This is a genomic window from Salmonella sp. NW177, from assembly GCF_051811585.1.
Lineage (GTDB): Bacteria > Pseudomonadota > Gammaproteobacteria > Enterobacterales > Enterobacteriaceae > Salmonella > Salmonella enterica.
The window spans coordinates 1,105,256-1,119,120 of sequence record NZ_JAMMZV010000001.1 but is presented as its reverse complement, the minus strand read 5'-3'; the positions used below and the strand labels follow the sequence as shown (position 1 = coordinate 1,119,120).

Sequence of the window (13,865 nt, the reverse complement as noted above, 5' to 3'; positions counted from 1 at the left end):
TAACAATTAGCGTAATAATTGTTGCAATGCTGGCTGATATCGCCCTGTCACGTCCCGCTTATGCTATACCCATTCTTCACAGCGAGTAAGACGAATGAGCATAGTATTCAATACCGTGGCCAAGCCCAGCGGCAGTCTGTGTAACTTATCCTGCAAGTACTGTTTCTATCTTGATAAACCCCGGGGCCAGCGCGTCATGTCTGACGATGTGCTGGAGACGTATATCCGCCGGGTAATTGATGATACGCCATCCTCAGAGGTCTCGTTTTGTTGGCAGGGGGGAGAGCCGACGCTATGCGGTCTTTCTTTTTATCAAAAAATGGTGTGCTTGCAGCAACGCTATGCCAACGGCAAAACTATTTACAACAGTCTGCAAACCAATGGCGTATTAATCAATGAAGAGTGGGCGGCTTTCTTTGCGCAGCACCAGTTCCTGATTGGTATATCGATTGATGGGCCGCAAGTCGTTCATGATAATTACCGGAGAACGCCGTCAGGGCGGGCGTCTTTTTCCCGGGTCGTGAATGCTATCCGCCTTCTGCAGGCAAATGATGTCGAGTTCAATACGCTCACTGTCGTGAATGATGCATCATGCCGTCATGGCAACGCTATTTATCATTTTTTGACGCAGGAACTGGAAAGTAAACACCTGCAATTTATTCCCATTGTTGAGCCGCTCGCGCAAAAAGCGCAGCGTTCTTTGACGTTATCTGACAATGAAGATTCGCCTTCGCTGATGCCCTTTTCCGTCACGCCTGAAGGGTGGGGCGCCTTTATGTGCGATGTTTTTGATCAATGGATACGTCACGATGTCGGACGCATATTCGTACAGCTTTTTGACAACTTACTTGGCGTCTGGATGGGGGAGCCCGCCACGCTTTGTACGATGCAGTCGACCTGCGGGCAAAGTTTGCTGGTGGAGCAGAATGGCGACGTGTTTAGCTGCGACCATTTTGTTTTTCCCGCCTATAAACTGGGCAATCTGCAGCAACACTCTTTAGAAGAAATGGCGGCCTCTCCTTTTCAGCAGCAGTTTGGCGCGGCTAAAGCAAACCTTTCTTCACGCTGCCAGAACTGTACGTGGCGCTTTGCCTGTCACGGCGGTTGTCCGAAACATCGAATTTGTATGGACGGCGGCGAACGGCAAAATTATCTCTGTAAAGGATATCTGGAGTTCTTTCAACATGTGACGCCCTATATGAATGTGATGCGTCAATTATTACTGAATCAGCGACCCGCCGCGCATATTACTCGCATCGTCGACATGATTGCGGATGACGTTCGTCAGTGACAAGAAAATCGCCCCCTTGCGCGGTATGATGCCGGACATTACCGTAGGGTCTAAGAGTCCTGTATTGTTTTACCGTCGAGTGACATTGAAAAGGAAATGAAATCAGTGAAAAACGTAACGTTTTGCGGACAGGTGACGCTTCCTGCTATCGGACAGGGAACATGGTATATGGGCGAGCGCGCGGATCAACGTCAGCGCGAGGTTTCGGCGTTGCGCGCGGGGCTGGATTTGGGGTTACGCCTTATTGATACAGCGGAAATGTATGCCGACGGCGGGGCGGAAAAGGTCGTGGGCGAGGCGTTAGCAGGGCGACGCAATGAGGCATTTCTGGTGTCAAAAGTGTACCCGTGGAACGCTGGCGGCCAGAAGATAGTTGCCGCCTGTGAAGAAAGCCTGCGTCGTCTGAAAACAGATTATCTCGATCTCTATTTATTGCACTGGGCCGGAAGCTTTTCATTCGAAGAGACCGTTGAAGGTATGGAGCGGCTAATCGCGCAGGGAAAAATTCGCCGTTGGGGAGTCTCTAATCTTGATTATGACGATATGCAGGCGCTGTGGCGCATCCCTGGGGGACAGCAATGCGCGACAAATCAGGTGCTCTATCATCTGGCGTCACGCGGTATTGAGTATGATTTATTGCCGTGGTGTCAACAACAGCGAATGCCAGTGATGGCCTATAGCCCGTTGGCGCAGGCTGGCCGGTTACGTAGCGGTTTACTGAATCATCCGGTGGTGAATGAAATTGCGCAAGCGCATAACGCAACGGCGGCGCAAATCTTACTGACGTGGGTGATTGCGCATCCGGGCGTGATGGCGATCCCGAAAGCCGGAAGTACAGAACACGTGAAGCAAAATGCGGCGGCGCTTGAGATCGCCTTGTCAGCAAACGAACTTGCCTTACTGGACAACGCCTGGCCTGCGCCAAAAGGGAAAACCGCGTTGGATATGGTGTGACGCCGGATAAAATGTGTAAGCGCCGCCATCCGGCAGGTCATGCCTGATGGCGGCTGACGCCTTTCAGATCCTATAGCAACGCCGTTATCCATTCACTTTTAGCGTTTAGCGACGCAGATAGTCTGCGCCAGACGAGAGGGTTTTTCTTCTGTGGCTTGTTGCGGCGCAGTAGCGTAAACCGTTTCAACGCAGACAAACGTTTTATAGCCGTCATCCGGCATGTCGCCCATGCTGACGGACAACGCCGGGCCAGGGTTCCAGCCTACGACGTTAAGGTGATGGTGGTGGACCACATCAATCGTGCGGTTTAATGTCGCATCGTGGATCACGCTACATGCTTCAGGATTGAGGTAAACGCGATCGGTACGGTCCGGAAAGGTTTGTATACCGCCGGCCAGGACACCTTCTTTAGCGTCGTTAACTTTATCAATAAACCGATCGCCGAGTCCGCTGACCTTAACGTTGGCGATGTCGCCAACGTTAAAATAGCTGTGGAGCGCGGATGTGGTTGCAAATTCGCCATGCGCTTCCAGTTCAATTTCACAGGTTTTACCCACTTTAAAACGTGCCAGCAGCGTGAAATCGTGCGGCCAGTATTTCCGGGTGGCCTCACTGCTTTGCAGCTCAAATGTCAGCATTACGCCATTATCATCTTCATTATGCGCTTTTAGCGCCCACGGAAGATTACGCGCAAAGCCGTGTGACGGCAGACCCTGTTGAGCCGCAGGTCCAAACCAGGGCCAGCAGATCGGTACGCCGCCGCGTAGCGCCACGCCGGTTTTGAAAGGCGTATTATTACTGAGCCACAATACCTCTTCCTCGCCAACGGGTTTCCAGGAGAGAAGGTGCGCGCCCTGTAATGCAAAAGAGGCTTTAACCTGCGGATGGTCAACGACGATCAGATCCAGGTCATCAAGCTGACGACGGGAAAGGACAGGGGTAAGCTGTTCGATAACCGGGAGGGCAAAAATTTTATTAATCATTACGCAATCCTCTTAACCCTAAATAATTCGAGTTGCATGACAAGGCGATTGTGCCTTGATCAGTGCTTGCGCTGGCCCGTAGAGGCGAGGACGCAGGCCGAGTAACGCGGCAAGTGAACGACAAATTCATCGGGAACGAATTTGAACAACCGTAGGTCATCTCCGGCCAGGGACATGGACATCCCTGATTCATCCCGATAAGTTCGACTTCCGTCAGTGATTCGGGTGAGAAAGCATAGCCAACACACCTGCAACTTGAAGTATGACGGGTATATCTTTAAGCAAAAAAAAGAGCGACCTGAGTCGCTCTTACCAATGACTGTGTCATCTCAACTTATTTGGAGATGTGAGCAATCAGGTCCAGTACTTTGTTGGAGTAACCGGTTTCGTTATCGTACCAGGAGACCAGTTTCACGAAGTTGTCGTTCAGCGCGATGCCTGCTTTAGCATCGAACACGGAAGTGCATACTTCGCCGTTGAAATCGGTAGATACAACGTCGTCTTCGGTGTAACCCAGAACGCCTTTCATTTCGCCTTCGGCAGCAGCTTTAACAGCAGCTTTGATCTGCTCGTAGGTAGCCGCTTTTTCCAGACGAACGGTCAGGTCAACAACGGATACGTTCGGAGTCGGAACGCGGAACGCCATACCAGTCAGTTTGCCATTCAGTTCCGGCAGTACTTTACCTACCGCTTTAGCAGCGCCAGTAGAGGACGGGATGATGTTCTGAGATGCGCCGCGGCCGCCGCGCCAGTCTTTGTGAGACGGGCCGTCAACGGTTTTCTGGGTTGCGGTAGTCGCGTGAACAGTAGTCATCAGACCTTCGATGATGCCGAAGTTGTCGTTGATAACTTTAGCCAGCGGCGCCAGGCAGTTGGTGGTGCAGGAAGCGTTGGAAACGATGTCCTGGCCTTCGTATTTGTCAAAGTTAGCGCCTTTAACAAACATTGGGGTGTTGTCTTTAGACGGACCCGTCAGAACCACTTTTTTCGCGCCAGCGGTGATGTGTTTACGCGCGGTTTCGTCAGTCAGGAAGATACCGGTAGCTTCAGCCACTACGTCAACACCAACTTCGTCCCATTTCAGGTTAGCCGGATCGCGTTCAGCGGTAACACGGATTTTTTTACCGTTAACGATCAGATGACCGTCTTTCACTTCAACAGTACCGTCGAAACGGCCGTGAGTGGAGTCATATTTCAGCATGTATGCCATGTACTCTGCGTCTAACAGGTCGTTGATTGCAACGATCTCGATGTCAGAACGTTTCTGAGCAGCACGGAAAACAATGCGACCGATACGGCCAAAACCGTTGATACCTACTTTGATAGTCATATATTCCACCAGCTATTTGTTAGTGAATAAAAGGTTGCCTGTAAAATTACAAAAACCTTACGCAGCGTCAAGCGGAATCGTGTCAATCATTGCGACAAATCAATCCTCTGCACAACCTTTGCGCGGCTGATTCGCCTCACTCTTCCTTTCGGCTTGAAACCACATGGGGGCGCCGCCCCGAATTTTAAAGGGCAACCGAGATAATAATGTGACATCAGTCACGATTCGTGAGCCGCCATTTCGCAATGATCAAGTTTAGAACAAAAGTTGGTACTGAGGTGTTAATGTTTTGTTAGAATCGGTCAGGCAATGTGAGCACGTTTAAAGTGAGATGTGAGCAAATGGCTAACCAACCTTCAGCAGAAGAACTCAAGAAAAAATTGTCCGAAATGCAATTCTATGTGACGCAGGATCGTGGCACAGAACCGCCATTTACCGGACGCCTGCTACATAATAAACGCGATGGGGTTTATCACTGCCTGGTCTGTGATACGCCGCTTTTTCACTCCCACACCAAATACGATTCAGGCTGCGGCTGGCCTAGCTTTTACCAGCCTGTCAGCGAAGAGGCGATTCGTTACATAGACGATTTTTCTCATGGCATGCAGCGTGTCGAAATTCGTTGCGGTAACTGCGATGCGCATCTCGGACACGTTTTCCCGGACGGGCCGCAGCCAACCGGTGAGCGCTATTGCGTTAACTCGGCCTCGCTGGCCTTTTCTGACGAGAAAAACGGCGATCAACTGAAAGGCTGAAAAAACGATTCAGCAAATTATTCCACAGGAGCGGACACATCATGAATCTTGATGAGATCATTAACAGCATGACGCCGGAAGTGTATCAACGTTTATCCACCGCCGTTGAGCTGGGTAAATGGCCGGATGGCGTGGCGTTGACGCCGGAACAGAAAGAAAACAGCCTGCAACTGGTGATGCTATGGCAGGCGCGGCACAATACCGAAGCGCAACATATGACGATCGATACTCACGGTCAGATGGTGATGAAAAGCAAGCAGCAGCTCAAAGCGGATTTCGGTATTACGTCAAAGCCGATTGCGACATTGAAAATGCAGTAACGGCAGCCGGATAAGAGGTAGCCGCCATCCGGCGGTTTCATTGCCAATGCGTTGTGCTTACCGGGCCTGCTCATTGCTGCCAGACACAGGCCCGCCATATTTTTACGAATAACGCTTAATGTCCAGCGAGTCCGCCAACTGTGTCGCTAACTGATTATTGTCATCGGTGCCTTATTCCCAGAACATTGCGCCAGCCAGCCCGCGCTTTTTAATCTGTTCCGCGTTGATCGCCACCGAGCGCGGATTTTCATAAGGGAGGGCAAACAGCGCTTTCCCCCGGCAGACTTCACTGTCAGCAGCAGGCCAGGCGTTTGAGTCATACGTATTGGCGTTGAAATACTGTGTGCCATAGGGCCATGTCGTAAGTCATCAGATTGATAAAATCGAGCTACGGGGCTATAGCTTTCACGTCCAGCCAGCTTTTCGGACTTTCCGCATTCGCGCCGACGACGAGGGTGACCCATTTTTGGGGCCCATTAGCTGACGAAGCGCTTTTAAATGCGACGTTAAACGAATATTCCCAGTCAAGATCGATCCCATCGAGACCATATTTGTCGACAATCTTCTGCGCCGGTTGAATAAACACCGCACAGGCTTCTTTAACGATCCTCTTCGACATCTAAAACAGAAACACGCCACAGAATGGGGTGGCGAAAAAATAACCGCAGCAGATTAGCATCTTCATCCATGGAAACCTGCGCAGGCGTTCACGCCGTCTTTCGCGATACGGCTTCCATCTTTTTGGTTTTATCGCCGTTTGTTTCGTTGAGTTTGTGATCTTGGTTGGCAAATACAGATCATTATCTGTGTTTTAAAGATTTGTCGTTGACCTTAAAGATTTTATGGTTAAGTATGATGAGCATTGATGCACACCAAACACAAAGGAAGATGCAATGAAAGCACTGGCGAGATTTGGCAAGGCCTTTGGCGGCTACAAAATGATTGATGTCCCGGAGCCGGTATGCGGTCCGGAAGACGTGATTATCGAAATCAAAGCGGCGGCGATCTGCGGCGCGGATATGAAGCACTATAACGTTGACAGCGGGTCCGACGAATTTAACTCCGTTCGCGGTCATGAATTCGCCGGACGTATCGCGCGGGTGGGCGAAAAAGTGAAAGACTGGAAAGTCGGCCAGCGCGTGGTTTCTGACAACAGCGGACACGTTTGCGGCGTTTGCCCTGCCTGTGAACAAGGCGATTTTCTGTGTTGTACAGAAAAAGTGAATCTGGGACTGGATAACAATACCTGGGGTGGTGGATTCTCCAAATACTGCCTGGTTCCGGGAGAAATCCTGAAAATCCATCGCCATGCCCTGTGGGAGATCCCGGAAGGCGTGGATTACGAGGAAGCCGCAGTACTGGACCCTATCTGCAACGCCTATAAATCTATTGCCCAGCAATCCAAATTTTTACCCGGCCAGGACGTAGTAGTCATCGGCACCGGTCCGTTAGGCCTGTTTTCGGTCCAAATGGCCCGCATTATGGGGGCGGTAAATATCGTGGTGGTTGGCCTGGATGAGGATGTTCCTGTCCGTTTCCCTGTGGCCAAAGAACTCGGCGCGACGGCGTTTGTTAACGGCTCCACGGAAGATGTCGTCGCACGCTGCCGGGAGATTTGCGGCAAAGACAACCTCGGTCTGGTGATCGAATGCTCCGGTGCCAACATTGCGCTTAAACAGGCCATCGACATGCTGCGGCCAAATGGTGAAGTGGTTCGCGTCGGTATGGGATTTAAGCCGCTCGATTTCTCCATTAACGACATTACTTCCTGGAACAAAAGCATCATTGGGCATATGGCCTATGACTCCACATCCTGGCGCAATGCGATTCGCCTGCTTGCCAGCGGCGCTATCAAAGTAAAACCAATGATCACCCATCGTATCGGTCTTTCTCAGTGGCGCGAAGGCTTTGACGCAATGGTCGATAAGACAGCCATTAAAGTGATCATGACCTACGACTTTGATGAATAACCCTTCTGCTAAAGGAACGTTATCGCATGGAACAGATAACAAAACCGCACTGCGGCGCCCGGCTGGATCGCCTGCCGGATTGCCGCTGGCATTCATCAATGTTTGCCGTCGTCGCCTTTGGTCTGCTTGTTTGCTGGAGTAATGCCGTCGGCGGATTAATTCTTGCCCAGCTCAAGGAGTTAGGCTGGACCGATAATTCCACGACAGCCACCTTCTCCGCCATTACCACGGCGGGGATGTTTCTCGGCGCGCTGGTGGGTGGCATTATCGGCGATAAAACCGGACGCAGGAACGCCTTTATTCTTTATGAAGCGATTCACATTGCCTCGATGATCGTGGGCGCATTTTCACCAAATATGATGTTCCTGATTGCCTGTCGTTTTGTGATGGGCGTGGGATTAGGGGCACTACTGGTCACGCTGTTCGCCGGATTTACCGAGTACATGCCCGGCAGAAACCGGGGAACCTGGTCGAGTCGCGTTTCGTTTATTGGCAACTGGTCATATCCATTATGTTCCCTGATTGCAATGGGGCTGACGCCGCTAATTAGCGCGGAATGGAACTGGCGCGTGCAGTTACTGATCCCGGCTGTGCTGTCGCTGATTGCTACCGCGCTTGCCTGGCGATACTTCCCTGAATCTCCCCGCTGGCTGGAATCGCGCGGGCGTTATCAGGAAGCCGAAAAGGTTATGCAGGCCATTGAAGCAGGCATCGAACGTCAGACAGGAAAACCGCTGCCGCCGGTTGTTATTGAAAGCAGCGGCAAGCCGCCGCGTTCCGTACCGTATTCAGCATTGTTCACTGGCGTATTACTGAAACGCGTTATTTTGGGTTCCTGCGTGCTGATTGCCATGAACGTTGTGCAATACACGTTAATTAACTGGCTGCCCACCATCTTTATGACACAGGGCATCAACCTCAAAGATTCGATCGTTTTAAATACCATGAGTATGTTCGGCGCACCGTTTGGCATATTTATCGCTATGCTGGTAATGGATAAAATTCCGCGCAAAACCATGGGTGTCGGTTTATTAATTCTGATTGCCGTGCTGGGATATATTTATTCACTGCAAACCAGCATGTTGCTTATCACCTTAATTGGCTTTTTCCTGATTACCTTTGTCTATATGTATGTCTGTTATGCCTCGGCGGTCTATGTGCCGGAGATCTGGCCAACAGAAGCGAAACTTCGCGGTTCCGGCCTGGCGAACGCTGTCGGCAGAATCAGCGGTATCGCTGCCCCCTATGCTGTGGCGGTATTACTCAACGGTTATGGCGTGACGGGCGTTTTCGTCCTGCTGGGCGCTGTCTCGATTATCGTCGCCGTCGCAATAGCGACTATCGGAATCGAGACCAAGGGTGTTTCGGTTGAAAGTCTGGGCATTGATAAGGTCACGAGTAAATAAAGGAATAAAAATGAAAAATTCAAAAGCGATATTAAAAACGCCGGGCACCATGAAAATTATCGCAGCGGATATTCCGGTGCCAAAAGATAACGAAGTGCTGATTAAAGTGGAATATGTGGGGATTTGTGGTTCAGATGTTCACGGTTTTGAGTCCGGGCCATTCATTCCGCCGAAGGATCCAAATCAGGAAATTGGTCTCGGTCATGAGTGTGCCGGAACGGTCATTGCGGTCGGCAATCGGGTAAGCAAATTTAAGCCAGGCGATCGGGTTAATATCGAGCCGGGCGTGCCGTGCGGCCACTGCCGCTATTGTCTGGAAGGAAAATACAATATTTGTCCGGATGTTGATTTTATGGCGACGCAGCCGAATTATCGCGGGGCCTTAACGCACTATCTGTGCCATCCGGAAAGTTTTACGTACAAGCTTCCGGACAATATGGACACTATGGAAGGTGCGCTGGTGGAACCTGCTGCTGTTGGAATGCACGCGGCAATGCTGGCGGATGTTAAACCGGGTAAGAAAATCGTCATTCTCGGCGCGGGCTGCATTGGTTTAATGACCCTGCAAGCGTGTAAGTGTCTGGGGGCGACCAATATCGCGGTAGTGGATGTGCTGGAAAAACGGCTGGCAATGGCTGAACGACTGGGAGCGACAACCGTTATCAATGGGGCGAAAGAAGATACTGTCGCGCGCTGCCAGCAGTTCACCGACGATATGGGCGCCGATATTGTGTTTGAAACCGCCGGTTCCGCCGTCACAACTCAGCAAGCGCCGTATCTGGTCATGCGCGGCGGGAAGATCATGATTGTTGGCACTGTCGCGGGAGATTCAGCGATTAATTTCCTCAAAATTAACCGTGAAGTCTCCATCCAGACGGTATTCCGCTATGCCAACCGCTATCCGGTGACTATTGATGCCATCTCCTCCGGGCGTTTCGATGTGAAATCAATGGTGACGCATATTTACGATTACAAAGACGTGCAACGTGCATTTGAAGAATCGGTGAATAACAAACGCGACATTATTAAAGGCGTTATTAAAGTTTGTGATTAATAAAAAACGGGAGAAACAGCGATGTTGGCAGATATAAAATATTGGGAAAATGATGCACAAAATAAACATTACGCGATTGCGCACTTTAACGTGTGGAATGCGGAAATGTTGATGGGAGTGATTGATGCGGCGGAAGAGGCAAATTCGCCGGTTATTATCTCCTTTGGTACCGGATTTGTGGGCAATACTTCATTTGAAGACTTCTCTCATATGATGGTTTCCATGGCTAAAAAAGCCTCTGTGCCGGTAATTACCCACTGGGATCATGGACGTAGCATGGACATTATCCATAATGCCTGGACGCACGGCATGAACTCGCTGATGCGTGACGCTTCATCCTTTGACTTTGAAGAAAATATTCGCCTGACCAAAGAAGCCGTTGATTTCTTTCATCCGCTGGGTATTCCGGTAGAGGCGGAGTTAGGGCACGTAGGGAACGAAACGGTGTATGAAGAGGCGTTGGCGGGGTATCACTATACCGACCCGGATCAGGCGGCGGAATTTGTAGCGCGCACCGGTTGTGACTCGCTGGCGGTCGCCATCGGCAACCAGCATGGCGTGTACACCTCTGAACCAAAACTGAATTTTGAGGTCGTGGAGCGCGTGCGCCAGGCAGTTTCCGTACCGCTAGTGTTACACGGCGCTTCCGGTATTAGCGACGCGGATATCAAAAAAGCCATTTCGCTGGGCATCTCGAAAATCAATATCCACACCGAACTGTGTCAGGCCGCGATGGTAGCGGTAAAAGAGAATCAGGATCAGCCGTTCCTGCATCTGGAACGCGAAGTACGCAAAGCGGTAAAAGCCCGCGCGCTGGAAAAAATCAAACTGTTCGGTTCAGATGGTAAAGCGGAATGATGATATGGACGAAATCGAAGTTCTTTGCATAGGGGCGGCCATTGTCGACATTCCTTTGCAACCGGTTAGTAAAAATATCTTTGATGTCGATTCGTATCCATTAGAACGAATTGCCATGACCACAGGGGGAGATGCGATTAATGAAGCCACGATTATTTCGCGTCTCGGGCATCGCACTGCGCTAATGAGTCGCGTTGGCGACGATGCGGCAGGATATTTTATTCTCGACCACTGTCGGAAGGAGAATATCGATATTCAGAGCCTGAAGCAGGATGCTGATATTGATACCTCAATTAATGTTGGGCTGGTGACTGATGATGGTGAGCGCACCTTTGTCACTAACCGTAACGGCAGTCTGTGGAAGCTAAATATTAACGATGTCGATTTTGACCGTTTTTCTCAGGTCAGGCTGTTATCACTGGCAAGTATCTTTAACAGCCCGCTGCTGGATGGCAAAGCATTAACGGCTATTTTTACGCAGGCGAAAGCGCATCAACTGGTTATCTGCGCTGACATGATCAAACCGCGGCTGAATGAAACTCTGGACGATATTCGCGAAGCGCTAAGTTTTGTCGATTATCTGTTTCCTAATATTGATGAAGCCAAAAAACTGACCGGGAAAGAGACGCTGGATGATATTGCCGATTGTTTTTTGCAATGTGGCGTAAAAACAGTGGTGATTAAAACTGGCAAGAAAGGCTGCTTTATCAAAAGCGCCGATATAAAAATGGAGGTGCCTGCGGTGGCAGGCATTACCGCCATCGACACTATTGGCGCCGGCGATAATTTTGCATCGGGATTTATCACCGCGCTGCTGGAGGGAAAAACGCTGCGTGAATGCGCACGGTTCGCCAATGCGACGGCCGCGATATCGGTACTCAGCGTGGGCGCCACAACGGGCGTGAAAAACAGAATGCTAGTGGAACAACTCCTGAATGAATACGAAGGGTAATAGCGGCAGATGAAAATGATACCTTTAGGTAATACAGATATAGCGCTTTCCCGTATGGGACTCGGCACCTGGGCTATCGGCGGCGGTCCGGCATGGAATGGCAACCTCGATATGCAGGTCTGCATCGATACTATCGTTGAGGCGCACCGTTGCGGTATTAAGCTGATTGATACGGCACCGGGCTATAACTTTGGCAATAGCGAAGTGATTGTCGGCCAGGCGCTGAAAAAATTACCGCGTAACGAGATGGTGGTGGAGACCAAATGCGGGATCGTCTGGGAGCGGGAAGGGAGTCTGTTCAATAAAGTCGGCGATCGCCAGCTTTATAAAAATCTTTCTCCGGACTCTATTCGTAAAGAAGTTGATGCCAGTCTCCAGCGACTAGGGATTGATTATATCGATATCTATATGACCCACTGGCAGTCAGTACCGCCGTTTTTTACGCCGATTGCAGAAACCGTTGGCGTGCTCAATGAGCTGAAAGCAGAGGGGAAAATCCGTTCTATCGGGGCGGCGAATGTAGATGTCAGCCATATCCGCGAATACCTTAAACATGGCGAGCTGGACATCATACAGGCGAAATACAGCATTCTTGACCGGGCGCTGGAAACGGAGCTGCTGCCTCTATGCCGCGAGCACGGCATCGTGGTACAGGTTTATTCGCCACTGGAGCAGGGATTGTTAACCGGCACCATTACCCGTGACTATGTTCCCGGCGGGGCGCGAGCGAATAAACTCTGGTTCCAGCGTGAGAATATGTTGCGGGTTATTGATATGCTGGAGCAGTGGCAGCCATTGTGCGACAAATACCATTGCGCCGTCCCGACGCTGGCGCTGGCGTGGATATTGCGACAAAGCGAATTGATTTCGATACTGAGCGGCGCCACGTCGCCGGAGCAGGTACGAGAGAATATCGCTGCGCTGTCCATCACCTTAACGGATGACGATGCGTTATTGATGAGACAAATGGCGGAAGCGCTGAACAATCCATAAGCAATACATTACACCTCTTTTTTGGCGAAATGCAGATAAAATCTGTTATTCAAACGGCTTATTTTGAAAGTAAACATAGTCTGTGAGATACTCAACGTTTATCATGACGTCGAAAACAGAGGTGTAATCGTGGCGGCGAAAGACAGGATTCAGGCGATCAAAAAAATGGTCGCTAATGATAAAAAAGTAACAGTCTCTAACTTGAGTTCAATTTTTCAGGTAACCGAAGAGACAATTCGACGCGATCTGGAAAAACTCGAAGATGAAGGCTTTTTGACTCGAACTTATGGCGGTGCGGTATTAAATTCGGCGGTGCTGGCTGACAATATCCATTTTTATAAGCGTGCAAAATCGTTCTATGAAGAGAAGCAAATTATAGCCCGTAATACGCTTCCGTTTATTAAAAACAAAACAACGATGGCCGCCGACTCCAGCAGTACGGTAATGGAATTGCTAAAACTCCTGAAAGACCGAAACGATCTTACTTTGTTAACTAATTCAGCGGAAGCTTTCCATGAACTGGCGCAATCGGACATTAATCTTGTTTCTACGGGCGGTGAGTTAAATAAAAATACGCTATCGCTGCAGGGGCGTATCACTAAAGAAATAATCAGCCGTTATCATGTTGATATTATGGTAATGAGTTGTAAAGGGCTGGATATGGCGAGCGGGGCGCTTGATTCTAACGAGGCGGAAGCTGAAATCAAAAAAACGATGATTCGCCAGGCCACAGAGGTGGCGTTATTGGTGGACCACTCAAAATTTGATCGCAAAGCGTTCGTGCGGTTGGTCGATTTTAGTCATATCCATTACCTGATAACGAATAAAACGCCAGGTGATGAATGGATCGCATTTTGCGATAAAAATAATATCCAGCTTGTCTATTAATCGATAGATTATCCTTGACTGGATTGTTTTCGCCTGGACTATGCCAAAAAAAACGGCAGATGATAGCAAGTGCGGCAAATACCCCTTTGCCGCGAGACAATAATTTATTAT

13 protein-coding genes and 1 pseudogene are annotated in these 13,865 nt (G+C 50.0%); 11 read left to right on the top strand and 3 right to left on the bottom strand.

Annotated elements, in window-relative coordinates; genetic code table 11:
* The first annotated feature begins 94 nt into the window (after window positions 1-94).
* Window positions 95-1,291 (top strand): anaerobic sulfatase maturase, encoded by a 1,197-nt coding sequence (locus NA986_RS05860; RefSeq protein ID WP_023216202.1) that lies wholly within the window; start codon window positions 95-97, stop codon window positions 1,289-1,291.
* Between the two features lie 96 nt (window positions 1,292-1,387).
* Window positions 1,388-2,245, top strand: a complete 858-nt coding sequence (locus tag NA986_RS05855) for an aldo/keto reductase (RefSeq protein ID WP_077957203.1) — start codon at window positions 1,388-1,390, stop codon at window positions 2,243-2,245.
* Between the two features lie 98 nt (window positions 2,246-2,343).
* Here NA986_RS05855 and NA986_RS05850 read toward each other — a convergent pair whose 3' ends face one another.
* Both NA986_RS05850 and gapA read right to left on the bottom strand, forming a co-directional pair.
* The gene (locus NA986_RS05850; protein WP_000608660.1) at window positions 2,344-3,228 is read right to left on the bottom strand and encodes a D-hexose-6-phosphate mutarotase; all 885 of its coding nucleotides are present in this window, start codon (window positions 3,226-3,228) and stop codon (window positions 2,344-2,346) included.
* Window positions 3,229-3,562: 334 nt separating this feature from the next.
* On the bottom strand, window positions 3,563-4,558 hold the full coding sequence (gapA, locus tag NA986_RS05845) for a glyceraldehyde-3-phosphate dehydrogenase (protein ID WP_000153505.1): 996 nt from the start codon (window positions 4,556-4,558) through the stop codon (window positions 3,563-3,565).
* A 341-nt stretch (window positions 4,559-4,899) separates the two neighbouring features.
* Here gapA and msrB point away from each other — a divergent pair, with 341 nt between their 5' ends.
* Complete coding sequence (gene msrB / locus NA986_RS05840) at window positions 4,900-5,313, top strand: peptide-methionine (R)-S-oxide reductase MsrB (protein WP_001519539.1); 414 nt, start codon at window positions 4,900-4,902, stop codon at window positions 5,311-5,313.
* 41 nt (window positions 5,314-5,354) lie between these two features.
* Window positions 5,355-5,633, top strand: a complete 279-nt coding sequence (locus tag NA986_RS05835) for a YeaC family protein (RefSeq protein ID WP_001046864.1) — start codon at window positions 5,355-5,357, stop codon at window positions 5,631-5,633.
* A gap of 174 nt (window positions 5,634-5,807) precedes the next feature.
* On the opposite strand, the pseudogene NA986_RS05830 reads toward NA986_RS05835, so the two are convergent.
* Window positions 5,808-6,231 (bottom strand): annotated as a pseudogene (locus NA986_RS05830) (glycosyl hydrolase family 18 protein); the annotation flags it as partial.
* A gap of 295 nt (window positions 6,232-6,526) precedes the next feature.
* Here NA986_RS05830 and NA986_RS05825 point away from each other — a divergent pair.
* The 7 genes from NA986_RS05825 to NA986_RS05795 all read left to right on the top strand — a co-directional run bounded on the left by NA986_RS05825 (window position 6,527) and on the right by NA986_RS05795 (window position 13,754).
* Window positions 6,527-7,603, top strand: a complete 1,077-nt coding sequence (locus NA986_RS05825; protein ID WP_000645184.1) for a zinc-binding dehydrogenase — start codon at window positions 6,527-6,529, stop codon at window positions 7,601-7,603.
* Between the two features lie 26 nt (window positions 7,604-7,629).
* On the top strand, window positions 7,630-9,009 hold the full coding sequence (locus tag NA986_RS05820) for an MFS transporter (RefSeq protein WP_023216204.1): 1,380 nt from the start codon (window positions 7,630-7,632) through the stop codon (window positions 9,007-9,009).
* 10 nt (window positions 9,010-9,019) lie between these two features.
* Entirely contained in the window at window positions 9,020-10,063 is a 1,044-nt protein-coding gene (locus NA986_RS05815) for an NAD(P)-dependent alcohol dehydrogenase (protein WP_001624385.1), read from the top strand.
* Window positions 10,064-10,084: 21 nt separating this feature from the next.
* Window positions 10,085-10,921 (top strand): ketose-bisphosphate aldolase, encoded by an 837-nt coding sequence (locus NA986_RS05810; RefSeq protein ID WP_000878870.1) that lies wholly within the window; start codon window positions 10,085-10,087, stop codon window positions 10,919-10,921.
* A 4-nt stretch (window positions 10,922-10,925) separates the two neighbouring features.
* Window positions 10,926-11,873: a sugar kinase gene (locus tag NA986_RS05805; protein WP_023210673.1), complete on the top strand. Its 948-nt coding sequence runs from the start codon at window positions 10,926-10,928 to the stop codon at window positions 11,871-11,873.
* A 9-nt stretch (window positions 11,874-11,882) separates the two neighbouring features.
* Complete coding sequence (gene ydjG / locus NA986_RS05800; protein WP_070793857.1) at window positions 11,883-12,866, top strand: NADH-dependent methylglyoxal reductase; 984 nt, start codon at window positions 11,883-11,885, stop codon at window positions 12,864-12,866.
* Between the two features lie 129 nt (window positions 12,867-12,995).
* Window positions 12,996-13,754, top strand: coding sequence for a DeoR/GlpR family DNA-binding transcription regulator (locus tag NA986_RS05795; protein WP_023216206.1), 759 nt, complete (start codon window positions 12,996-12,998; stop codon window positions 13,752-13,754).
* The last annotated feature ends 111 nt before the right edge of the window (window positions 13,755-13,865 follow it).

Coding starts and splice junctions, on each gene's coding strand:
- NA986_RS05825 (WP_000645184.1), top strand. CDS start 6,527: ATGAAAGCACTGGCGAGATTTGGCAAGGCCTTTGGCGGCTACAAAATG.
- ydjG (WP_070793857.1), top strand. CDS start 11,883: ATGAAAATGATACCTTTAGGTAATACAGATATAGCGCTTTCCCGTATG.
- NA986_RS05810 (WP_000878870.1), top strand. CDS start 10,085: ATGTTGGCAGATATAAAATATTGGGAAAATGATGCACAAAATAAACAT.
- gapA (WP_000153505.1), bottom strand. CDS start 4,558: ATGACTATCAAAGTAGGTATCAACGGTTTTGGCCGTATCGGTCGCATT.
- NA986_RS05855 (WP_077957203.1), top strand. CDS start 1,388: ATGAAATCAGTGAAAAACGTAACGTTTTGCGGACAGGTGACGCTTCCT.
- msrB (WP_001519539.1), top strand. CDS start 4,900: ATGGCTAACCAACCTTCAGCAGAAGAACTCAAGAAAAAATTGTCCGAA.
- NA986_RS05805 (WP_023210673.1), top strand. CDS start 10,926: ATGGACGAAATCGAAGTTCTTTGCATAGGGGCGGCCATTGTCGACATT.
- NA986_RS05860 (WP_023216202.1), top strand. CDS start 95: ATGAGCATAGTATTCAATACCGTGGCCAAGCCCAGCGGCAGTCTGTGT.
- NA986_RS05850 (WP_000608660.1), bottom strand. CDS start 3,228: ATGATTAATAAAATTTTTGCCCTCCCGGTTATCGAACAGCTTACCCCT.
- NA986_RS05815 (WP_001624385.1), top strand. CDS start 9,020: ATGAAAAATTCAAAAGCGATATTAAAAACGCCGGGCACCATGAAAATT.
- NA986_RS05820 (WP_023216204.1), top strand. CDS start 7,630: ATGGAACAGATAACAAAACCGCACTGCGGCGCCCGGCTGGATCGCCTG.
- NA986_RS05835 (WP_001046864.1), top strand. CDS start 5,355: ATGAATCTTGATGAGATCATTAACAGCATGACGCCGGAAGTGTATCAA.